Annotated in this window: 20 protein-coding genes; 11 read left to right on the plus strand and 9 right to left on the minus strand. The window is 69.2% G+C overall.

The features are described 5' to 3' along the window. Nucleotides 1–187 precede the first annotated feature (187 nt). The 4 genes from B0E54_RS18930 to B0E54_RS18940 all read right to left on the minus strand — a co-directional run bounded on the left by B0E54_RS18930 (nucleotide 188) and on the right by B0E54_RS18940 (nucleotide 5,544). Nucleotides 188–3,805 (minus strand): P-loop NTPase fold protein, encoded by a 3,618-nt coding sequence (locus tag B0E54_RS18930; protein WP_234586472.1) that lies wholly within the window; start codon nucleotides 3,803–3,805, stop codon nucleotides 188–190. Nucleotides 3,806–4,192: 387 nt separating this feature from the next. After that, entirely contained in the window at nucleotides 4,193–4,375 is a 183-nt protein-coding gene (locus B0E54_RS32925; RefSeq protein WP_374109290.1) for a glyoxalase superfamily protein, read from the minus strand. Between the two features lie 184 nt (nucleotides 4,376–4,559). Beyond that, complete coding sequence (locus B0E54_RS18935) at nucleotides 4,560–4,751, minus strand: DUF397 domain-containing protein (RefSeq protein WP_234586474.1); 192 nt, start codon at nucleotides 4,749–4,751, stop codon at nucleotides 4,560–4,562. Further along, entirely contained in the window at nucleotides 4,738–5,544 is an 807-nt protein-coding gene (locus B0E54_RS18940; RefSeq protein ID WP_234586476.1) for a helix-turn-helix transcriptional regulator, read from the minus strand. The genes B0E54_RS18935 and B0E54_RS18940 overlap by 14 nt, the downstream gene beginning before the upstream one ends. Nucleotides 5,545–5,786: 242 nt before the next feature. On the opposite strand from B0E54_RS18940, the gene B0E54_RS18945 reads away from it, so the two are divergent. The 4 genes from B0E54_RS18945 to B0E54_RS18960 all read left to right on the plus strand — a co-directional run bounded on the left by B0E54_RS18945 (nucleotide 5,787) and on the right by B0E54_RS18960 (nucleotide 7,229). Continuing rightward, nucleotides 5,787–6,068 carry a hypothetical protein gene (locus B0E54_RS18945; protein ID WP_234586478.1) on the plus strand — a complete coding sequence of 94 codons (282 nt, stop codon included), beginning with the start codon at nucleotides 5,787–5,789 and terminating at the stop codon, nucleotides 6,066–6,068. After that, nucleotides 6,065–6,340, plus strand: a complete 276-nt coding sequence (locus B0E54_RS18950) for a hypothetical protein (RefSeq protein ID WP_234586480.1) — start codon at nucleotides 6,065–6,067, stop codon at nucleotides 6,338–6,340. Before B0E54_RS18945 ends, B0E54_RS18950 begins: the two co-directional genes overlap by 4 nt. Before the next feature lie 83 nt (nucleotides 6,341–6,423). Then, a complete protein-coding gene (locus B0E54_RS18955) occupies nucleotides 6,424–6,780 on the plus strand; it encodes a hypothetical protein (protein WP_234586483.1) in 357 nt (118 codons plus the stop codon). Continuing rightward, nucleotides 6,777–7,229 carry a MerR family transcriptional regulator gene (locus tag B0E54_RS18960; protein WP_234586485.1) on the plus strand — a complete coding sequence of 151 codons (453 nt, stop codon included), beginning with the start codon at nucleotides 6,777–6,779 and terminating at the stop codon, nucleotides 7,227–7,229. The genes B0E54_RS18955 and B0E54_RS18960 overlap by 4 nt, the downstream gene beginning before the upstream one ends. A gap of 65 nt (nucleotides 7,230–7,294) precedes the next feature. Here B0E54_RS18960 and B0E54_RS18965 read toward each other — a convergent pair whose 3' ends face one another. Next, complete coding sequence (locus B0E54_RS18965) at nucleotides 7,295–10,087, minus strand: TIM-barrel domain-containing protein (RefSeq protein ID WP_234586489.1); 2,793 nt, start codon at nucleotides 10,085–10,087, stop codon at nucleotides 7,295–7,297. A 290-nt stretch (nucleotides 10,088–10,377) separates the two neighbouring features. Beyond that, nucleotides 10,378–11,235: an expansin EXLX1 family cellulose-binding protein gene (locus B0E54_RS18970; protein WP_234586491.1), complete on the minus strand. Its 858-nt coding sequence runs from the start codon at nucleotides 11,233–11,235 to the stop codon at nucleotides 10,378–10,380. Between the two features lie 390 nt (nucleotides 11,236–11,625). Between B0E54_RS18970 and B0E54_RS18975 the strand changes: the two genes are divergently transcribed. Both B0E54_RS18975 and B0E54_RS18980 read left to right on the plus strand, forming a co-directional pair. Further along, complete coding sequence (locus B0E54_RS18975) at nucleotides 11,626–12,852, plus strand: epoxide hydrolase family protein (RefSeq protein ID WP_234586493.1); 1,227 nt, start codon at nucleotides 11,626–11,628, stop codon at nucleotides 12,850–12,852. Further along, a complete protein-coding gene (locus B0E54_RS18980; protein WP_234586495.1) occupies nucleotides 12,853–13,794 on the plus strand; it encodes a redoxin family protein in 942 nt (313 codons plus the stop codon). It begins immediately after the preceding gene. On the opposite strand, the gene B0E54_RS18985 is transcribed toward B0E54_RS18980, so the two are convergent. After that, nucleotides 13,781–14,665, minus strand: a complete 885-nt coding sequence (locus tag B0E54_RS18985) for a transglutaminase domain-containing protein (RefSeq protein ID WP_234586498.1) — start codon at nucleotides 14,663–14,665, stop codon at nucleotides 13,781–13,783. The two genes, B0E54_RS18980 and B0E54_RS18985, sit on opposite strands and share 14 nt — an antisense overlap. 65 nt (nucleotides 14,666–14,730) lie before the next feature. Here B0E54_RS18985 and B0E54_RS18990 point away from each other — a divergent pair, with 65 nt between their 5' ends. Then, nucleotides 14,731–15,318, plus strand: a complete 588-nt coding sequence (locus B0E54_RS18990) for an N-acetyltransferase (RefSeq protein ID WP_234586501.1) — start codon at nucleotides 14,731–14,733, stop codon at nucleotides 15,316–15,318. Nucleotides 15,319–15,392: 74 nt separating this feature from the next. Here the strand turns inward: B0E54_RS18990 and B0E54_RS18995 are convergent, their stop codons facing one another. Next, complete coding sequence (locus tag B0E54_RS18995; RefSeq protein WP_234586504.1) at nucleotides 15,393–15,983, minus strand: GrpB family protein; 591 nt, start codon at nucleotides 15,981–15,983, stop codon at nucleotides 15,393–15,395. Nucleotides 15,984–16,126: 143 nt separating this feature from the next. On the opposite strand from B0E54_RS18995, the gene B0E54_RS19000 reads away from it, so the two are divergent. Continuing rightward, the gene (locus B0E54_RS19000; protein WP_234586506.1) at nucleotides 16,127–16,993 is read left to right on the plus strand and encodes an AraC family transcriptional regulator; all 867 of its coding nucleotides are present in this window, start codon (nucleotides 16,127–16,129) and stop codon (nucleotides 16,991–16,993) included. 9 nt (nucleotides 16,994–17,002) lie between these two features. On the opposite strand, the gene B0E54_RS19005 is transcribed toward B0E54_RS19000, so the two are convergent. Further along, complete coding sequence (locus tag B0E54_RS19005; protein ID WP_234586509.1) at nucleotides 17,003–17,500, minus strand: NUDIX domain-containing protein; 498 nt, start codon at nucleotides 17,498–17,500, stop codon at nucleotides 17,003–17,005. Between the two features lie 250 nt (nucleotides 17,501–17,750). Here B0E54_RS19005 and B0E54_RS19010 point away from each other — a divergent pair, with 250 nt between their 5' ends. The 3 genes from B0E54_RS19010 to B0E54_RS19020 all read left to right on the plus strand — a co-directional run bounded on the left by B0E54_RS19010 (nucleotide 17,751) and on the right by B0E54_RS19020 (nucleotide 20,484). Further along, nucleotides 17,751–17,954 (plus strand): hypothetical protein, encoded by a 204-nt coding sequence (locus tag B0E54_RS19010; protein ID WP_234586511.1) that lies wholly within the window; start codon nucleotides 17,751–17,753, stop codon nucleotides 17,952–17,954. Nucleotides 17,955–18,037: 83 nt separating this feature from the next. Further along, nucleotides 18,038–18,967: a histone gene (locus B0E54_RS19015; RefSeq protein ID WP_234586513.1), complete on the plus strand. Its 930-nt coding sequence runs from the start codon at nucleotides 18,038–18,040 to the stop codon at nucleotides 18,965–18,967. 86 nt (nucleotides 18,968–19,053) lie between these two features. Then, complete coding sequence (locus B0E54_RS19020; RefSeq protein WP_234586515.1) at nucleotides 19,054–20,484, plus strand: RNB domain-containing ribonuclease; 1,431 nt, start codon at nucleotides 19,054–19,056, stop codon at nucleotides 20,482–20,484. Nucleotides 20,485–20,665 lie beyond the last annotated feature (181 nt).

Genomic DNA, 20,665 nt, shown 5'->3' on the forward strand with positions numbered 1-20,665 from the left:
CAACGCACCTCGTCTCGGTTGAGCCGCGCTGCACGAGCCTACGACTTGATACAGGCAGTTGGCAGCGTCTCCGCTTGGACAAAGCGACGACCCAGGGTGGCTAAAACGTCAGGCTCCAGCAGTACTTCACGGTGATCCACTCCTGCTCAAGGTGCACCGGTACGACGACCGGGGGCGGAAGATTCGGTCAGCGCCCGAGTAGCTTTGTGAGGGCGCTCTTCTTGGCCACCGTAAGCAGGCCTTGGTCAGCGAGGTCCTTCGCTAAGGACTTCGACAAGGCCTTGTTGTGTTGTTTGACCCCTGCCATGAAACCTTCGCGCAATGAAAGCGTGTGACCATAGCCCGCACCTCCAGCCCATACGACGACTCTGGCCGCAGACCGCAGATCGCCGGCGACGTTTCGGGCCAATAGGTCTTCGGCCAGCTCGCTGGCGGCTTTCCTGACTTGGGTGGATACACCGGGATCGGGGGACACCCGAGCTCCTAACAGGAGTTCGATCTGCTCAGTCCTTTCGGCTTCACGAGTCTTGCTCTTGACGACAGTACGGGCATATTCGACAGCCGCAGCTCCGATTCCGGCTTGTCCGGCCGCCTGCAGTAGTGCGGCCGTGCCGTTCGTCTCGGCGACGGCCACCCAGATCCGGGTGCGGTCGTCGGTGCTCAGACCAACACAGTAGCGACTAAGGGTAAGGGGTGTGATGGCTACCTTGCCGATCAGAGAACGAACCTCGTTAGGAGCGGGCGAAAGCGCGAACCAGGCGTCAGTGATTAGCGTGGTCTGCTCTGCCTCAGGGATGCGCGCGACCTCGGCCGCCGCTGGGGCGATACCGCCAAAGACTGCTCTTACACCGAGCTTGAGCCGCAGGGTGGCTGCCTCTTCGCCATCGCCCGGCTTGTATTCGTCGATGCGAGCAGACAACGAACGAGCGGCGGCTGCTGGGAGCAGCGCACACAGCTTCACCCAGTTCGTCGTCACTGATGACGGCAGCGGAATCGTCTCCGGCACTAGCGCTAGGTCATCTACCAAGGGCTTCGCCAGCCGCGCTTCGGTTTCAGGCGTGAACAAGGCTGCAGCTATCCCGAACAGTGCTTCTTTGCGCGCCCATAGTAGCGAGGCTGCCTCGTCGTCATTAGCGGCCCCCTCCCATCCCATTGAGGACAACGTCTGCGTCAGCACTTCGGCTACCTTTTCGACGTCCATCGCAGACAGGTCATGAACCTTGGCTGCCAGTAGCGGCAACAGCGACAGAGTGTCGGGGTGTACAGCGGCCCCAAGAGAGGGCACGAGCGTGGAGGTGAACACCTCGGCAGCAAGCGCTGCAACTTCGGTGTCGTCCGTGGTTGGGATGCTTGGGAGCATGGCGGACCAGGCGGCGGTGTCTTCCATGGGGTAGTCGCGCAGGCCAAGCAGCGCGTGTCGGGCGCGCAGGACTGGAGAGCCCATCGTGGCCACGTGCTTATCCGCGTTGTCTAGAGCCCACTGACGGAGCGGAGCGCACGCGGTCGTGGACTGTGCCAACGCGAAGATTGACGACAGTAGCCTCTCGCCGTCGGGACGGGACGTGGCGGCGTCTACCAGGTCCTCGAGTCGCTGGACACCCTTGCCGGTGTATTCGGGCTTCGACGCCGGCCGGGCACGCCCGGGCGGAACCGGTGCTGGCTCGGACGTTTCGAGGTCGTTCAAGGTGTCGAGCACAAGGTCTTGTACCCGATGCCAGAGGGTCTCCGCGCTTTCGATGGGGGCCGTGCTCAGTGCTGTCAGCAACGGCTGCGGGAGGTCGCTGAACCAGTCGGCGAGCATCTCGACCAAGACCAGTGACGCATCGCCTTCCATATGCGGTAGGAGCAGCGCAAGCCTGCCGAGGAGGTCTTCTGGATCGGACTCTCGCCGAAGGCCGTCGAGGGTGTCTTTGACTGCGTCAGAGGCGCCCGACCAGCAACCAACTAGGAGAGCGCCTGGCAGGGAGTCCCTCGAGAGGGTCCTTGCCTTCAGAGCTGCGATGAGCGACGGTGCAGCCTCGCGAGCGATGACCTCGCCGTAGTCCGGGTCGACGCGTTCGATGAGCTTGCACGCGGCCTCGTAAGCGAAGACCCGGCCCGGCCCGGTCGTGTTGTCACCCTCAGTAACCAGAAGTGGGATGGCGATCACCAACGTCGACGATTCCTGGGCTTCGAACTCGGCGACCACCTGGTCGGGGGCGGTATCAGTTGCGAAGTCGATGACATCACCGAGGCGTGGGTCCCCTAGGGTTTGATGGCCCGCTGCGCCTTGGAGATAAAAGAGGTCAGGACGCGGGTCGCCGATCCCTGCGGCGGCAACCTTGGCTAGGTATGTGCCAAGATGGCGCCGTAAGGTTTCATTCGCCTGTTCAACCTGGCCCGACCGTCCCTCGGCCGCATCGGCTAGCAACTCGCCTGCTGGAGCCTCTTCCCCAGCGTCGGGGACACGCTTTGCAGGATCTGGCTCTATCGAAAGTCGCCGAACGGCGTCGTGCGCTTCGTCCGTCTGAGCACCCTCGTCTCCCCTCAAATACGCGAGGAGCCGCGGGATGCGTCGCATCTCGTCAGCAACGACGGGAAATTCTGTCTGCAGCACAGTTAGCACAGCTAACTCATGTGCTCGATCCAGCCAGGGAATTGCTCGCGCCTCGGCGATGCGCACGGTGGTCGCGTAGTTGTTAAGGAGTACCTTGACCCGCCGAGGACTTCGGACGTGGACTGGAATGAGAGCGAAGATGGCGATCTCGTAGGCCTGCTGGCTCCTGGTTCGCAACTCCTCCCAGATGCCGCCGCGTGCGTCGGCTAGATCGCGGGCGAACTTGGTCAGGGCGCGGGACCGCAGCGGCGGAAGCGCGATCTGGTGTTGGAAGATCTTGTCGAGGAATGCGCCTGGTGTTGAATAATACGGCTCGTCTTCGCGGACAGGCTTGGCCTGTGGAAGCTTCCGCAGGGCTCTTTCGAGTACCTCCCTATCGGCTGCCACGATGAATGCGCAAGCGTCCTGATCAAGGAAGGTCTTGAGGTCGATCAGGGTCGCCACGACGTCCTCAGGAGCACATCGATCGAGCTCATCGATGAAGACCACGAGCCGCTCGGGCCTGCCGGAGAGAACCTTCTTCACAAGGTTATGGAATCTCTTAGCGAACTGGTCGGCCCCGACTGGTGCGGGCTTCTTCCTGGTAGTTACGGCACCCTCAAACGCCTTGGGCCCAACCAAGACCGCCACTAGGGCCAGACCGAAAACCGTCCCGGCCTGAGGCAGGAGAGCTTTGACGGTGGCTTGGAAGTTGTCGTCCGTGAACGCCTCGGCGGCTGCGGCTTGTAAGACGACCCATAACGTGGCGACGACGGCGGCTAGCACGATACCAGCCAGCAAGGAATGCCAGTTCTCCTTCACCCATTTCGGAATGCTTAGGTGCGTCTGAGTCTGCTCTTGATGGAGGCCGTCGTCGAATTCTTCCTCCTTGCCCAAGCCGAGATCATCGGATATAGAGTCGATGAAGTTTCGCTTGAGATCTTGACCGCCATACTTCCAGGCGTCGTAGCGTGCAACCCGCACCTTCTTGCCGGCTACAGCACTCAGGTGCTTTGCAATCATCGAGTAGACACTGGACTTACCCGAACCCCAAGGCCCAAAGAGAGCAATGTTAACTGGCGACTGCGCCTTCAGCGCGATCTCGGCAACGGCCTTGGCGATGGCTTCGTGTTCAAGAAGGTCTCTGTAATCCTCGCCGAGACGATTGTCTGGAATTAAATCTTCACTTCGCACCACCTCCGCAGGTAGTGCTGTTCGTCTTCCGAACATGCGCGACCCTTCTGCGCCGCAGGGAACGCTAGACGGCGGCCACCGTTTGACATGCGAGGTGGGGCCGGGCGGGCGCGACGCAACCATGCCGTGAACATCTGTCTGCTGCGGACACACGTGAGATCTTGGTCGCAGCGTGCCATAGCGTAGACCCTGGACAACGAGTCAGCTATGTCTGGCGGTGTCCAGGAGCGATTAGTGCTTCGTTGGCCGTCCACGATCGGCCCTCGGCGGGCCCGGGGCCTGGTTCTCCTCGACCCACCCGCAGCCGGCACGCCGGCATGCGCTGACCTTCGGTTAAAGGGAACTCCCGGTGAAGGTCGTCACGTCTGTTGACGTTCGGGCCTCGACCGATACCCTATCCGGCCTCGGCCTCGGCCGTTAATGTCAACGACTGATGTCACGTCGTCGCTGCTGCATTCGGCCGGGCCGGATCGGAGTACCGCTGGCGACGGGCTCGCCTATATGTGTGTCCCCGGTGTGCTCCGACAGATGGATGTCGACATCGCCGAGGGCGATGCTCACGTAGAGGGGCAAGTCAGAGGCGAACCGGTGCTCCCACTGCTTCACGAACCAAGGCCGGCGTCCAGGTCGCGGCGGTGTTCGCGTCCGCTGTCCGGAGGACAGGCGCAAGGCGTTCGGTCATCCAGAACGTCTGGCACCGAGTCGCGATGAGTGGGCCGGTCCGATCATCGGACGTGCCCTCAGCGCTGCCTCGCACCGGCCGGCCATCGGGCTCTGCGTCCGGCGTCTATCACGGCCGCTCAATGACCTGAGCGACGAACGCCCGCCAAGCCGACGGACCGAAGGTCAGGGCCGGGCCGGCAGGGTCCTTGCTGTCTCGCACACCGACGACACCGGGCAGATTGCTTGCCACCTCGACGCAGTTCCCGCCGCTCGCGCCGCTGCGGGTGGACTTGCGCCACCGGGCGTTACTGAGGTCCATGATGGCTCTCAACTTCCTTCAGCAGGTCGATGGACTGCCGGCGCGGTAGAGCCTCGTTGCGGACGCTCTCCCACCGTGCCTGAAGCGTAGCCACATCATCGTCCTTGTCGATGACGTCACCGCCAAGCTGGTTTTCGAGGTGGCCTACCCATCCGCCCTCCTTGGAGCGGGCAAGCGCGAACGGTCCGGATAGCCCGATGTGCAGGCCGCTGGCGGCCGGTACGACGTGGACGTGAACGTGTGGAAGCTCGGCCATCGCGATGAGATGGGCGATCTGCTGAGCCATGATTCCGCCGAGATCATTACCAGTACGCCGTATCGCGCCTTCGTCCAGCACGGCGACGAACTGCGGCCGGTGCTCTCCGGTGAGGATCGCCTGCCGGCTCATGCGCGCCCGCACGCGCTGCTCAACCTCGTCGTCGGTGAGGCTTTCGTCTGTCCGCAGGACGGTGCGGGCGTAGTGCTCTACCTGTAGTAGGCCGGGAATCAGGTTGGGCTCGAAGTAGCGAAGCTGTGTCGCTTCGCGCTCAGCGTCGAGCCAGGGCAGGAACCACGACGGTGCGCCAAATTTCGTCGCCAAGCGCTCGAAGAGCCCGCCATTTTTCAGCGCCCGATCGGTGCCCTTGATGAAGTCCATCGTCAGTGCTCGGGTGCCGCTCTCCACGGCGCTGACATGCGAAGCGCTGAAACCCGCAGCCCGGCCGAACGACTCCTGCGTAATCCGGGACGCTCCACGAGCACGGCGGATCTCGCTCACGATGAAGTCCGCGAGGGGACTTGGCACGTCAGCCATTCAACGCTCCTCAAATCGGAGATCGACTACCCGAGGTGCCACATCCCGGGGTCCTGTCCGCCAGCTCCGGCCCGGACACCTGGAACGCCTTCCGAGCGTAGCGACATGGGCAGCAGAGTGTCACCAGGCGGCGCGGCCGGTAGGGACCACGAGACCCGGCGGTCGCGTTCGTAGCGGGGCCGCTCCCAACGGGCGAGCACTCACGGGAGTGGCCCCTTCCCAACCGCACCAAGGGGCAGACCATGCCCGACAACAAGCCCGAGAAGGTTGGGAAGATGAAGGCCGGGGACGTGATTCACCTGACCACCGCGGCGAGCGTGCAGTTCCTGCGCCCGATCTTCGTACGCGTCATCCGCGAGTTGCCCGAGCGGCACACGTACGACGGGTGGGTCTGGATCGAGGGCTACCAGCTCAACGCGGCGGGCGACGCGGTGGCGCGGCGCGAGTTGTACGTGCGGCGGGCGGGCGTACGGATGCAGAGCCTGCCAGCCGAACGCCGACGGGTTTCGGTGCGGGTCGGATGATCGCGCGCCCACGCCCGCACCTGCCGATGCGTCCGGCTTGGCTGTGCCGTAACTGCGCCGCGCCCTGGCCGTGCGGACCGGCTCAGCTCGCGCTCGCGGCCGAGTTCTACGGTCATTCCATCGCGCTGGCGTTCTACCTCGCCGCGTCGATGCAGGAGGCGATCCAGGACGCGTACGGCTTGGGGCTGCGTCCGAACCCGGCGGCGATGCACGCCAGGTTCCTCGGGTGGTTGTCCCTGGCCCGACGGCCTCGCCGGTCCGGTCGAGTCTGAGGTCCTGTGCGTGCCGGCGATGGTGGCCCAGTCAGGCAGTCGGGCTTGCATCCGATACCCAGGTACGGGCTTACCGTCGAGGTATGAGTGATCGCCACATCACTACTGACGACGCCTGGGTGCCGGATGCCTGCACCCTCCCGACGGCCGAGCGGCCGCTGCGGCTCGCCGAGTGGGATCGGTTCTTCACCGGCGCGGTGCGGGGCATCGACCGGCTGTCGGCGCGGCATCTGCGGTTGCAGCTCGACGGTGCCGCGCGGGTCGAGGAGGTGGCGCGGGACCTGACGGCCAGGGAGTCATCCTGCTGCTCGTTCTTCACCTTCGGCCTCTCCCGGCCGGACCCCGACTCGCTCTCGCTGGACGTCCTCGTGCCGCCGGCCCACGTCGACGTGCTCAACGCCCTCGCCGAGCGGGCCCGGTCTCCGCGGACCCGGAGTTGACCGGGTCGGGCCTGCGCAGCGGTCAACTGGCCGACGCGGCAGGGGTCAACCAGCAGACGCTGCGCTACTACGAGCGGCGGGGCCTGCTCGACCCGCCGCAGCGTTCGCCGGGCGGGCACCGGCTCTACCCGGCCGAGACGGTCACCCTGCTGCGCGTCATCAAGACCGCGCAGCGCCTGGGCTTCACCCTCGACGAGGTGGCGGACCTGCTCGACGCTGGCAGACACCGGCACCGGGGTCGATCCGACACCGGCCTCCAGGCGCGAGCGAGGGAAAAACTTGTCGAGATCGAGCAGAGGCTGGCGGACCTGACGGTCATCCGTGACACCCTGCGGGACGCCATCTCGGCCGGCTGCGACGACCTGGTCACCTGCGCCGCAAACACCTGCTGCCCCCTGCCCTTCGCGGAACTGGCGGAGCAACGTCAAGAGGGGAGCCGCGCCCGCTGAGTCCAGCCAGGCGACGAACCGGCCGGGTGGGTTGCCCCACCCGGCCGGTGTTTTCGAACGCCGTCTCAGTGCTTCTTGAACACCGGCATGGTGTCCAGGGTGGTGGTGATGTTCTGCGTGGTGCCGCCCCGGTACGTCTTGCCGGTGAAGATGTCGGTCCAGGTGTTGCCCGGCGGGAACCACACCGACGTCGTGGCGGTGGTGCCCGGCGTCGTCACCGGTGCCACCAGGTAGTCCGGGCCGTAGAGGTACTGCGAGCCGGCGGTGGCGTACGCGCCCTGCTCGTTCGGGTACGCCAGGTACATCGAGCGGACGATCGGCGTACCCGTGCGGGTGGCCTCCTTGGCGGCGGCGTAGGTGTACGGCTGCAGTTCCTTGCGCAGGTTCAGGAACTTCTTGGCCGACGCGTTGGCCGCCGGGCCGTACTGCCAGGGCAGCCGGTCACTGTGGTTCGAGTGCAGCCTGTCGATCGGCTGGAACGTGCCGAACTGCACCCACCGGGCGTAGAGGTCGTCGGGCAGCTTGGTGCTGCCCGGTTCGGTGCCCGGCTCCTGCAGGCCACCCGTGTGCCCGCCGATGTCGTGGCTGACCGCGGCCAGCCCGGTCGCGGCCGACTCGCCCGGCGTGTAGCCGACCTCCATCTGCAGCGTCGACCAGTCACTGGTGGTGTCGCCGGTGAAGTGCAGCGTGGTGCGCTTGTCGGCCCACGGGCCGGTCGCCACCGGGGTCGGGCTGCCGTAGCCGCCGGCCTGCAACGAGCCGTACGCCCGGGAGAAGGCGAAGCCGGTCTTGTCGGCGTACTGCTGGTTGATCCACGCGTCGGCGGTCACCCCGGCGAGGGAGGACTTCGTGTTGTCGCAGCACCAGTCCAGCCACCAGAGGTCCGGGCCCTTGCTGCCCTTGGGCAGCATCTCGTCGTGCAGTTGCAGGTACGCCTTGAGCTGGTCCGGGTCGCCGAAGTCGAACGCGTAGCAGTCGGGGCCGCCGTTGCAGCCGACGCGCTGGAGCTTGCCCTTCGCGGTGGCCTGCGCCTGGGCGAACTTCGGGTCCGAGCCGAGGATGCTCGGGTGGATGTTGATGCCGGTGTGCAGGCCCTGCCTCTTCGCCCAGTCGAAGAACGCCTTCGGGTCGGGGATCCGGGTGGGGTCGATGCTCCAGCCGTTCCACTTGTCCGGCGCCTTGATGTCGGTGTCGAGGACAAGCACATCCATGGGTACGCCCTCGGCCTTGGCCCGGGCCACCAAGTTCTGGAACTCGGTGGCGGTGCGGTCGTAGTACTCGGAGTACCACACCCCGTACGCCCACTTCGGCAGCAGCTTCGTGGGCCCGGTCAGGGTGGCCAGGTCCTTCAGGGCCCGGGTGAAGTCCTGCCCGTACGCGAAGACGTAGCCGTCCTGCTCCGCGGCGGGTCGGGGCTTGGTGGTGCGCAGGGCCGAGGTCGAGTCGTCGAGGAGGTACCAGCCGTCCTGGTAGAGCAGGCCCGGGGCGGTGAGCGCGGAACCGGTCACGCCGTCCAGGCCCCGGCGGTAGCCGCCGAGCGGCGCGTGCGGGGCGAGCAGCGGGGCGTCCTTGCTCGTGACGGCGACCGTGTCGACGTTGACGTTGCAACTGGCGTCCGTGGGGCACCCCAGCGTCACCGTGTTGGTGCCACGGTCGAGGTGGACCGGGACGGAAACGGTGTTCCAGTAGTCCCAGCCGCTGGTCGGCGGAAGGGTCGCCGTGACCGCCGCCGTCCCGGCCGTGACCGACATGGTGCGCGCCTGGCTCGGCTGGGCGCCGGCCTGGCCGTTGGCGTAGCGGATCTGCACCTGGTAGTCACCCGGGGACGGAACATCAGTCACGGTGAGCGCGACGGCGGCCGTGGTGCTTTCCAGGCCGGCAAGGAATCCCGTACCGGAAGCGCCGTTGTGGTCGTTCGCAGGCCGCGCGCCGCCGGTCAGGGCGCCGGTCTCGGCCTCGCCGAGGGTGCCGAAGCGCAGGGGCTGCGGCTGGGGTGCGGCCGGCGCCGGGAACGGATCACCCGGGTTGACCACCGCGAGGCTGTCGACGTTCACGTTGCCGGAGTCGGTGGGACCCCGTACGACGCTGATCTCGTGCCGACCCGCGGTGAGGTCGACAGGCACGCTGGCCAGGCCCCAGGTGTCCCAGTTCGCGGTGGGCGGCAGCGTCAGCGTACGGCCGGCGTCGCCGTCGACCGTGACCGTCAGGGTGCGGGCCACGTTCTGGCCGTCGCCGCCGGTGCTGTTGGCGTAGCGGACCGAAAGTTGCTTCGCGCCGCCTGCCGGCGCGTCGAGCGCGAACGTGGCCGAGTCGCCGGACGAGGCGAAACCTGCCGCGAAGCCGCGCCCGGTGTATCCCCGGTGGTCGGTGGCCACGCCGGGACCGTTCAGCTGTAGTGACTCGGCCTCGCAGAGCGTGCCGAACGCGCACGCCGGAGCGGTGTGGCCGGCCCAGGGCTGGCCCTGCACGACCTGCTTGCCGGTCTTGAGCCGCACCGTCAGGTTGTCGGCGGTGAACGCGCCCGAGCCGACCTGGTAGCGCAGCGTCATCTCACCTGTGTCGATGGTGAGCCAGCCGTTGTCGACGTGCTTGGTGAACCGCGTACGGGGGAAGTCGTCGCGCCCGATGGCGTTGAACGTGGCGGCGTCGGTGAACCTGCCGTCCTTCTGGTACTCGGTGCGGATCAGGGTCGGGGACAGCACCTCGAACCGAGCGTTACCCGACCGTACGGCTGTGTCCTGGCCCTTGTTGGGCCTGGCCTGCGCCGGCCCGGCCGGAGCGAGCGCCAGCCCCGTGATGAGAATGCCGGCCGCGGCGGCTGCCGTCGCGCGGCGACGCGGTGAGTTCCGATAGAGCAAGATGCGCTCCTCGTCTCATATGGAGGTAATGAGTCGATGACAACGCTGTCACTCGCCGGAAACACATGTCAACGGCCCTCGGAGGGTGTCGCTTCTCTCTTTCCCGCACCGCCCAGGCATGACCAGCAGCTCGCCTCGACGCCGCACCTGTGCCGCGTGCCGACGCCCGGGATGATCCACTCCAGGTCGGCGATCCGGGGCCATCGGGCCGCTCGGATGCCGCCACATCGGCGATCCGGAGTGGATCACGCCGCGCCGCACGCCGCGCCGCAGACGCGGGCCGACGCCGGTCAGCAGTGGGCGGCGGCGAGTGGGGCTGCGCCGGCCAGGGCCTCGACGGTCGTCGTCGGCGCGGCTGACTCCGCCACCGGCGTCGACGAGAGCGAGGGCGAGGGCGAAAGCGAGGGCGAGGGCGACGGCGGGACGGCGGCGACCAGGGAGGCCGTGCTGCGTTGGACCTGCTTCGGCGTCATGCGGATGCCCGTGGCGGTGCTCTGGTGGCCGTACACGTCGGTGACCCTGATCGTGTACGGCCCGGGGCCGATCCCGTCCTTGACGGTCCAGTAGTTGTCGACCTGGCGGGCCGCCTTGCGGAATCCGCCGCTCGACCCCTTCGCCTCGACCGAGCGCAGCGGGTTGCCGTGGTTGCCGACCTGCACGGCGAACCACCACTGCGATGCGCCGCCCTTGATCCGGAAGGTGAGGCCACCGTCGAGCGGGGGGTCCACCACCGCCCGGTACGTCACAGGCGCGATGCCCTGCGCCCGGTCGGCGATCCTGGCGAACGCCTCGTCGGAGAGGTCGATCTTGCTGGATCCGCACCCGCCGCACTGGTCCATGACCAGCACCCGGACCGTGCCCTTCGGGCCGCTGACGTCCAGGTAACTGCCGCAGGCTGCCGCGCCGGCGTACTGCGCGGCGCCGAGGGCCACGTAGAGCCGGTCCGCGGGAGGGCCCGGGAAGGAGCAGGTGCCGCCCGAGCGGCCCGCGTCGTAGAAGCTCGCAGTTCCCCTGTGGACGGTGGTGCCCGCGGGCGGCGCCGCGCAGGCCGGGGTGGCGCCGCCGCGTACGGCGAGGGTGATGCCGAGTACGGCGGCCAGAGCGGCGATCCCGGTGCCGGCTAACCAGTGCCGGACCCGCCGCTTCAACCGGGGCGTGCCGTTGTCGCCGGCCGGGGTGGCGTTCTCCGGATCGTGCCTGGTGCTGCCGTCACGGCGGCTGATGTTGCCGCACCGAGCTACGACAGCGCAAAGCCGTGGGACGGACCATCACTCGCTGGCCCGGCAAGGGTGCAGTGCGTGCGGGCGATCGGGAGGTTCGCGTCGGACAGGTCGCGAAGGCCCCGGCGCACTTCGCCTGCCGCAGGCGGACTGATCGCGGCCGTCTGCCGGTATGGCCACGACGCCCGTCGGCGTCGTTCTACGCTCCGAGATATGGCGGCGGCGTGCCCTTCTCGAAATCGGCGCACAAGTCCGGGCAGTGCCCTCACCGCATGATTCCCCTCGCGAGGCGCGAACTCAGACAGAGAGGAAGCACGCATGGCGGTCAAGACGAAGACACGTCCCGGCACCACGGAGATCCGCCCGTTCACGGTGGAAATCCCCCAGGCCGACCTGGACGACCTGAAACGACGGATCGCGGCAACGCGGTGGCCGGAAAAGGAAATCGTCGACGACCAGTCGCAGGGCGTGCCACTCGCGACGATCCAGGCCGTCGCGCGGTACTGGGAAGATGAGTACGACTGGCGCAAGGTCGAATCACGGCTGAACGCCCTACCGCAGTTCATGACCACCATCGACGGGGTGGACATCCACTTCATCCACGTGCGTTCGAAGCACGAGGACGCTCTTCCGCTCATCGTCACGCACGGGTGGCCCGGATCGGTGATCGAGCAGTTGAAGATCATTGAACCGCTCACCGACCCCACCGCCCACGGCGGCAGCGCGTCGGACGCCTTCCACCTGGTGATCCCGTCGCTGCCCGGCCACGGCTTCTCGGGCAAGCCCACCTCGACAGGCTGGAACCCGCAGAAGATCGCGACCGCCTGGACCGAGCTGATGACGCGTCTCGGCTACGACCGGTTCGTGGCCCAGGGCGGCGACTGGGGCGCGGTGATCGTGGACCAGATGGGCCTCCAGGCGCCTCCGGAACTGCTCGGCATCCACACCAACATGCCCGGCGCGATTCCGCCCGAGATCGACCTGCTGTTCCAGGGCGACACCACCGGCGCGAACAACGCCATGGGCTCGCTGCCCTCCGGCCTGTCCGACGACGAGATGCGTGCCGCCGAGGAAGCCAACTACGTCTGGAAGCACGTCGCGTACGCCCTCATGATGGCGACGCGGCCGCAGACGCTCACCGCGCTGGCGGACTCTCCGGTCGGCCTGGCGTCGTTCCTGCTCGACCACGACGCGAAGAGCCTGGCCCTGATCGCGCAGGTCTTCGAGGGCGCCCAGGCGGGCCTGACCCGCGATGACATCCTGGACAACATCTCGCTCTACTGGCTGACGAACACCGCGATCTCGGCGTCCCGCCTTTACGCGGAGAACAAGCTCTCGTTCTTCGCCGCCAAGGGCGTCAACGTGCCGGTGGCGGTGAGCGTCTTCCCCGACGAGCTGTACGAGGCCCCGCAGAGTTGGGCGGAGCAGGCGTACCCGAACCTCATCTACTACAACAAGCTCGACGTGGGCGGGCACTTCGCGGCCTGGGAGCAGCCGAAGATCTTCTCCGAGGAGCTTCGCACCGCCTTCCGGTCGCTGCGCTAGATGGCCGTGCACCTGCCCCCGTTCAACGGGGCGGTCGAGTGGCTCAACTCCGAGCCACTCGACCCCGCCGACCTGCGCGGGCGCGTCGTCCTGGTGAACTTCTGGACGCTCACCTGCATCAACTGGCTGCGTCAGGAGCCGTACGTCCGGGCCTGGTCGCAGGCCTACCGCGACGACGGCCTCGTCGTCGTCGGGGTGCACACGCCGGAGTTCAGCTTCGAGCACCAGGTCGACTGGGTGCGCCGGGCGGTCGCGGCGCGCTCGATCGACTACCCGGTCGCGGTCGACAACGACTACGCGATCTGGCGTGCCTTCGCCAACCAGTACTGGCCGGCGCTGTACTTCGTCGACACCGACGGGGTCATCCGCGACGAGCACTTCGGTGAGGGGCGCTACGAGCAGTCCGAGCGGGTTCTCCAGCAACTGCTCGGCGTCGAGCGGGACCCCGTACCCGTCAACGGGCTCGGCCCGGAGGCGGAGGCCGACTGGGACAGTCTGCGGACGCCCGAGACGTACCTCGGGTTCAGTCGCGGCGAACACTTCGCGTCGCCGAACGGCCCCGCGCTCGACGAACGCCGCGCCTACGACCTCCCCGAGAGCCTGGCCCTCAACCAGTGGGCCCTGTCGGGCGAGTGGACGATCGGGTCGGAGAACGTCGCGGTCGGCCGGGCCGGCGGCAGCATCGCCTTCCGGTTCCACGCCCGGGACGCGCATCTCGTGCTGGCCCCCGGGACGGGACGGTCGATCCCGTTCCGGGTGCTCCTCGACGGCGAGGCCCCCGGCCCGTCCCACGGCGTCGACGTCGACGAGGACGGCAACGGCGTGCTGGCGGACGGCCGCCTCTACCAGCTCGTCCGCCAGGACGGCGCGGTCCGCGAGCGGACCCTGGAGGTCACGTTCGGCGAACCCGGCGCCGAGGCGTACGCCTTCACCTTCGGCTGACGCGCAGATCGACAGTGCTCACCGCGTTGGAGACCGGTGAGAAGCTGCGTACCCGAGCGCCGGGACGCAGACGGCTGTCGGTGGCGTACCGGTCGGCGAGCGCCTGCTCCGCGGCCTCGTCGCCGTCGTCTGCCTTGAGCAGCAGCGCGGCGATCTCGTCGGCGAGCGTGACGTCGGCGTCGGCGAGGTCGTCGGTCATCGCGCCGAAGCTGTCCCACAGCAGCAGCTCGTCCTTGCGCCGATGGGCCAGCTCGTGCAGGACGTAGTCGTAGATGAACCAGGCACCGTGGACCGGCAGGTCGGGGGCCACGCCGTAGACGTCGGGATCGATCGCCCCGGCCCGGTACGCCGACCAGACCCGCGCCGCCGAGTCGAAGAGCCCCGCCGTCGGATCGATGTCGTAGCCGTCGAACCGCCAGTCGCCGGCCGGGTCGACCTCCGGGTCGGCCCAGATCCAGCGGTGGCCGTTCCAGTACTCCACCAGCACGTGATCGTGGTGCCAGCCGGGCGTGAAGTAGGAGGCGAAGCCGACCCGGCTGCGGCTCGGGACGCCGTGCTGACGCAGCAGCGCGACCGAGAGCAGCGTGTGGTCCCGGCAGCAGCCGGCCACCCGGTCGACGGCCGGGCGCTCGGTGCGCAGGGGCAGGGCAGAGCGGGACTGGTCGGTGTCGAGAATGCGCTCCACCCAGCGGCTGTTCACCTCCTCCAGCCGGTCGCCGGGCAACTCGACGCCGCCGGCCCGGTAGTGGACGATCACGTTGCGGGCGGTCGCCGCCACGGTGGCGATGTCGGCGGGCACGGCGTCGAGCAGAGCGGCATGCCGGCCCGGGTCGCTGTACGGGGAGTGCTTGCGGTAGCTGTCGACGTCCATGAGGCGAGTCTTCGTCCTGCCACGGTGTCAGGGTCAAGGCGCTTTTCCGGCTAGTGTCGACTGCTGTGACAGCGCCCGAGATCACCATCGCCACCCCAGCCGACCGCGATGCGGTGGTCGGTTCACTGGTCGCCGCGTTCGTCAAGGATCCCATCCTGCGGTTCCTGTTCCCCGACGAGGAGACCTACCCGCGCCACGCCGCCACCTTCTTCGGGGACCTCTTCGACAAGCGGGTGCACCGGTCGTCGATCTGGATGACAGGTGGCGGTGCGTCCGTCGCCATCTGGGAGCCCCCGGCCGAGCCCTCGACCGGATCCCCGGCGGCCGGGCACGGATCGCCTGCGGAGGCGCGATACCCCGCTGACGTGCGGGCCCGCGTCCAGGGCTACGACGAGGCCGTGCACGCGGCCCTGCCGACGTACCCGTTCTGGTATCTCGGTGTCCTCGGCACCCACCCGCACAGCGCCGGACGTGGCTGGGGCCGCGCGGTCATGCGGGCCGGGCTGGCCCGCGCCGCCGCCGACGGCCTGCCGGCGATCCTGGAGACCAGCAACCCGGCCAACGTCGAGCTGTACCGCCGCGCCGGCTGGGAGGCACTGGGTTCGCTGCCCGAGCCCGTGCCGACCTGGATCATGCAACAGTCGCCCCGCTGAGAGCCGCCCGCGCCAGCCACCTCGGCCCGCGGTCCCGGACCGCCTGCTGGCAGTCGTGCATTCGCCGGCTGACCTCAGTCGGCGAAGATGCGTGCGTAGATCTCGTCGATGACGTCGTTCTTCGCCAGGCTGTAGTCACGGGGTCGGTGCGCGGTGTCCCGCGCGAGGCGCCGCTTGGTAGCGCCGTAGAGCTCCCGGTCGTGCGGGTGCGAGCGCAGCCAGTCGCGGAAGAGCCGGTGCCGGACGGGTTCGGGCGCACCCTGTGGCCAGACGTGCAGGTTGACGTCCTCGGCGGGGCTGAGCAGCATCCGGTGCCCGTGCCACCAGGGTTCCCGCAGGACGAGCCGGTAACCGAGCCGGACCAGGGCGGGGAGATAGGTGGCCTCCTCGGCAGCGTCCGCGATGACCAGGTCGATGTCGATGACGGGCTTGGCCGCGAGCCCCGGCACCGCCGTGGACCCGACGTGTTCCACCTCGATGATCAGAGCTCCCAGCGCCTCGGTGAGCGACGACCGGACGGCGGTGAACCGCTGCGCCCAGGCCGGGTCGTGCTCCTTGATGACGACGGAGTCCCACGTCCGCGGCGGCTCGCTGACCAGTCCGGCGTCCACCTGTTCGGGGGTGCCGTGGAAGCGCTGCATGACGTCCTGCGGATACTCGGCCACGTCAACCTCCTCGAGAAGCAAAGTCCGCCAGGCTACGACACGGCGATCGGTTCCGGCTGACCCGACCGATGCGGGCACCGGATGTCGGGTGGGCCACCTGGCCTGCCGCCTAGCGTTGCTGCTCGTAAGGGAAGGAGGCCCGGGTGCTGGAGCGGCTCAACGAGGCCATGGCGCACATCGAGCGGCACCTCGACCAGCAGATCGAGGTGGCCGACCTGGCCCGGATCGCGCTGACGTCGGAGTACCACTTCCGGCGGCTGTTCTCCGCGCTGGCCGGCATGCCGCTGTCGGAGTACATCCGTCGGCGTCGGCTCACCGTCGCCGGGGCGGACGTGCTGGCGGGGGAGCGGACGTTGCTCGACGTCGCCGTGCGCCACGGCTACGGATCGGCCGAGGCGTTCGCCCGGGCGTTCCACGCCGTGCACGGCGTGGGGCCGGGAGAAGCTCGGCGTACGCAGGCAGCGCTGCGCGCCCAGCCCCGGATGTCCTTCCGACTCACCGTGGAAGGGAGTGGCAGCATGGAGTACCGCATCGTCACGAAGGACGCGTTCGCGCTGGTGGGGCGCAAGGCCCGCGTCCCGCTGGTGCACGAGGGGATGAACCCGGCGATCGTCGCGTTCATCCGCAGCATCGACGCGGAGACGACCGCCCGGATCGAGGCGCTCTCCGATCAGGAGCCGACCGGGATCGTCAACGTCAGCGACAACCTCGCCGACGGTCGGGCCGAGGGCAGCGAGTTGGACTACTGGCACGGGGCGGTCACCGGCGCCACGCCACCGCAGGACCTGGACGCGCTGCCGGTGGCGGCCGGAACGTGGGCCGTGTTCACCACCTCCGGAGCGTTTCCACAGGCCGTGCAGTACCTGTGGCGGGACGTCTTCACCCAGTGGTTCCCGTCCAACCCGTACCGCAGCCGGCCGGGACCGGAGATCTCCCGGGTCCGGGTGTCGGCGGACGGGACCACGGCGGACGCCGAGCTGTGGATCCCCGTCGAACGGGTCGCGTCCTGACGGGGCGGCTCAGTCGGGGACGTCGTCCCAGGTCGTACCGGGCGGCAGGTAGCCGGCCGACTGATTCTCGCGCAGCGCGTAGGCGAGGACCAGCAGCGCGTGCTTGTCCAACTCGGGCAGCCGATCCACGTCGAACCACCGCACGGCCAGCGACTCGTCGTCGTTGACCCGGGCGGTGCCGGCCACGACCCGGCAGACGAAGCCCAGGTTCAGGTATTCGCAGTGGTCCCCGTTGGGGTAGGTGTGCGGGTGCGAGACGGCACTGGACAGGCGTACCGGCGTCACGTCCAGGCCCGTCTCCTCCCGTACCTCCCGGACGAGCGCCGTGGCCGGCTGCTCGCCCGGCTCCACGAAACCGCTGATCACCGACCACCGTCCGTCGTCAGAGCGCTGGCCCAGCAGCAGCTCGCCGGCGTCGTTGCGGATCACCGCGCTGACGCTGGGCAGCCACAGCAGGTCGTGACCGACGTGTTTGCGCATCCCCACGATGTAGTCCGGTACCGCCATCGGGCGATCATAGGCCGCGCGTGGGCGGCCGCCGCCGTCCCGTCGACGCCGCGTCGCGCTCAGCCCGACCAGGCGACGGTACGACGACAGCGCGCGTACTCCCCCGGCTTTTTCGCGTGGCCAGTGCCCCCACCTGCACTTCTTTCGGTGTTTTCGCCCGCAGCGCGGTAAGCGTCTCTACTGTGGAGAGGGTTCGGCGACTTGTGTGATCCGGTGGCGGTCAGCCGGTTCGCGGTGCACAGTGATTGCCATGAGCGACAGCGAACGTAAAGGGCAGTTCTACTGGTGCACGCGGCATCACCGGGTCGAGACGGACGCCGACGTGTGTCCGGCGAAGCACGTCCTCGGCCCGTACGACTCGGCGGCCGACGCGGAGAACGCCCTGCAGCGAGTGCAGGAGCGGAACGAGGCGTGGGAGGCCGAGGACGCCCGTTGGGCCGGGGAGGACAGGTAGACGGCGCGGGACGGCCCGCGTCGCGGTAGTTCGTGCTCCGCGAGGACGCACGCGAGAGCACGTCCCCCGAGGAGGGAACCACGATGGCCGAAGCACAGCAGGCCACCACCCGTCCGACAGTCCGGCGCACCACCGCGAAGAAGACCGCAGCGGCGGAACGCAACACGGCGGCGAGCCGGACCACCCCCGTACGCAAGTCCACCACGGCCGCCGCGAAGGCGCCGGCCCGCAAGGCGGCCGGCGGCGCGGGGCGTGCCCCGGCCGGGAAGACCACCACGGCGGCGAAGAAGGCCCCGGCGAAGAAGGCCGCGACCAAGACCACCGCGAGTAAGGCCGCCCCCACCAGGACGACCGCCACCACCGCCAAGACCGCGGCGGCGAAGAAGACCGCAGCGGCGAAGAAGGCCACGACCCGGACCAGCGCGGCGGCCAGGAAGGCGCCGGCCAAGAAGGCGTCGGCCGGCACCTCGCCCGCCACCCGCAAGACGACCACCGCCGCGAAGCGGACCTCGACGTCCCCGGCGCGCAAGAGCACCACCGCCGCGAGCAGGACGACGGGTACGGCGAAGAAGACGACAAGCGCCGCGAAGAAGACGACAGGCGCCGCGAAGAAGACCACGGCGTCGGCGGCGAAGAGGACCACCGCCGCCGCGAAGGCGCCCGCGCGCAAGGTCGCGACCAAGGCGTCCACGGCGAAGAAGACGGCAGCCAAGAAGGCCCCGGCGAAGAAGACGGCGGCGAAGAAGGCCCCCGCGAAGAAGACGGCGGCGAAGAAGACCGCTTCCACCCGCCCGAGCGGCGGCGCCCGCAACGCCCCGGCGAAGAAAGCGACCGGCACCTCGTCGACCACCGCCCGCAAGGCCGCGGCGAAGAAGGCTCCGGCGAAGAAGACCACCGCTGCCAAGGCTCCGGCCCGCAAGGTGACCGCCCGCAAGTCACCCGCCCGTCCGGTCGCCGCACGAGCCACCACCCCCCGGGGTACGCGCAGCACCGCCCGGAAGGCGACCGGCTGAGCGCACGGCAGCCTCGACTCGACACCGACGGAGATCTCGGCCGGTCACCGGAAGCGGATCACCGGCGGCGCTGTCAGGATTGACCCGTGGTCATCCGACGCGTACTCGCGCCCCGCATCGACTTCGGCGCGCTGCGCCGCGAACTCGGCCTGCCCGAGGGCTTCCCGGCGGACGCCCAACGGGAGGCCGACGCGGCGGCTGCCGCGCCGCCCCGGCCGTCCGTCGACCGCACCGACGTACCGTTCGTCACTGTCGACCCGGCCACCTCGCGTGACCTGGACCAGGCGATGCACCTGGCCCGCCGGCCGGGCGGCGGCTACCGCGTGCGGTACGCGATCGCGGACGTCGCCGCGCACGTCGACCCGGGCGGCGCGCTCGAGGAGGAGACCTGGCGGCGCGGGCAGACGGTCTACCTGCCGGACGGCAACGTGCCGCTGCACCCGGTGACGCTCAGCGAGGGCGCGGCCAGTCTGCTGCCCGACGACGACCGGGCGGCCGTGGTGTGGACCATCGACCTGGACGCCGACGGCGGCACCGTGGCCGTCGAGTTGGAGCGCGCCCTGGTGCGCAGCCGGGCGAAGCTCGACTACACCGGGGTGCAGGCCGCCGCCGACGCCGGTCGGCTGCCCGAGCCGATCGCGCTGCTGCCCGAGATCGGCGAGCGGCTGACCGCCCGGGGGCTGCGCCGGGGCGCCATCAACCTGCCGCTGCCCGAGCAGGACGTGGAGCCCGACGGCGACGGCTGGCGGCTGGTGCTGCGCGGGCCGGTGCCGATGGAGGAGCACAACGCGCAGATCTCGCTGCTGACCGGGATGGCCGCCGCCGACATCATGCTGGCCGGCGGGGTGGGCCTGCTGCGGACGATGCCACCGCCGAAGCCGGAGCCGGTGCAACGCCTGCGGGCGGCCGCCGCCCCGCTGGGCGTGCACTGGCCGGACGGCGCGGGCCCCGGTGAGGTGATCGCCGGCCTGGACGCCGCGCAGCCGCGTTCCGCCGCGTTCATCGACCAGGCGGCAGAGCTGATGCGTGGCGCCGCGTACACCGCCTTCGACGGCGCCCGGCCGGAGCAGCCGGAGCACGGCGGGGTGGCCGCCGCGTACGCCCATGTCACGGCGCCGTTGCGGCGCCTCGCCGACCGGTACGCCACCGAGGTCTGCCTGGCCCTGCACGCGGGCCGCGAGGTGCCCGACTGGGCCCGCGCGGCGCTGCCCCGGCTGCCCGAGGTGATGGCCAGCACCGACCGGACCGCCTCGGCGGCCACCCGCGGCGCCGTCGAACTCACCGAGGCGGTGCTGCTGGAACACCGGGTGGGTGAGACCTTCGACGCGGCGGTGCTCGACGTGGACGCCCCACCCAACGGCAAGTCCCGACCCCGCCCGCCCGGCGGAACGGTGGCCCTGGACGCCCCACCGGTCCGCGGCCGCTGCCTCGGTGCGCTGCCGCTCGGCGAACGGGTCCGGGTCCGCCTGGTCACCGCCGACCCGGCGGCCCGCACGGTGCTGTTCGAGCTGGCCTGAACCGGCTGTTCCGGGCGTGCCCTGTCGGCTGGTCCTGGCAGGCTTCGTCGACGTTGCTGCGGGGCTGTGTCGGGGCTCGTCTGGCTGGGCCGTGCCGGCTTGTTCCTGGGCGGCCGTGCCGGCGGGTCTGGCTGACCACGCCGGCGGGGCTTCGTCGGCGGGCGGTCGGGTAGCGGGGATT

Source organism: Micromonospora sp. MH99 (assembly GCF_021442385.1).
Taxonomy (GTDB): Bacteria; Actinomycetota; Actinomycetes; order Mycobacteriales; family Micromonosporaceae; genus Micromonospora.

Bases quoted from the DNA above. Each gene is read 5' to 3' on its own strand.
- B0E54_RS19005 (WP_234586509.1), bottom strand. From the start codon at position 17,500: ATGGCGGTACCGGACTACATCGTGGGGATGCGCAAACACGTCGGTCAC.
- B0E54_RS18980 (WP_234586495.1), top strand. From the start codon at position 12,853: ATGGCCGTGCACCTGCCCCCGTTCAACGGGGCGGTCGAGTGGCTCAAC.
- B0E54_RS18930 (WP_234586472.1), bottom strand. From the start codon at position 3,805: ATGTTCGGAAGACGAACAGCACTACCTGCGGAGGTGGTGCGAAGTGAA.
- B0E54_RS19015 (WP_234586513.1), top strand. From the start codon at position 18,038: ATGGCCGAAGCACAGCAGGCCACCACCCGTCCGACAGTCCGGCGCACC.
- B0E54_RS19010 (WP_234586511.1), top strand. From the start codon at position 17,751: ATGAGCGACAGCGAACGTAAAGGGCAGTTCTACTGGTGCACGCGGCAT.
- B0E54_RS18950 (WP_234586480.1), top strand. From the start codon at position 6,065: ATGATCGCGCGCCCACGCCCGCACCTGCCGATGCGTCCGGCTTGGCTG.
- B0E54_RS18935 (WP_234586474.1), bottom strand. From the start codon at position 4,751: ATGGACCTCAGTAACGCCCGGTGGCGCAAGTCCACCCGCAGCGGCGCG.
- B0E54_RS18955 (WP_234586483.1), top strand. From the start codon at position 6,424: ATGAGTGATCGCCACATCACTACTGACGACGCCTGGGTGCCGGATGCC.
- B0E54_RS18985 (WP_234586498.1), bottom strand. From the start codon at position 14,665: ATGGACGTCGACAGCTACCGCAAGCACTCCCCGTACAGCGACCCGGGC.
- B0E54_RS18975 (WP_234586493.1), top strand. From the start codon at position 11,626: ATGGCGGTCAAGACGAAGACACGTCCCGGCACCACGGAGATCCGCCCG.
- B0E54_RS18940 (WP_234586476.1), bottom strand. From the start codon at position 5,544: ATGGCTGACGTGCCAAGTCCCCTCGCGGACTTCATCGTGAGCGAGATC.
- B0E54_RS18945 (WP_234586478.1), top strand. From the start codon at position 5,787: ATGCCCGACAACAAGCCCGAGAAGGTTGGGAAGATGAAGGCCGGGGAC.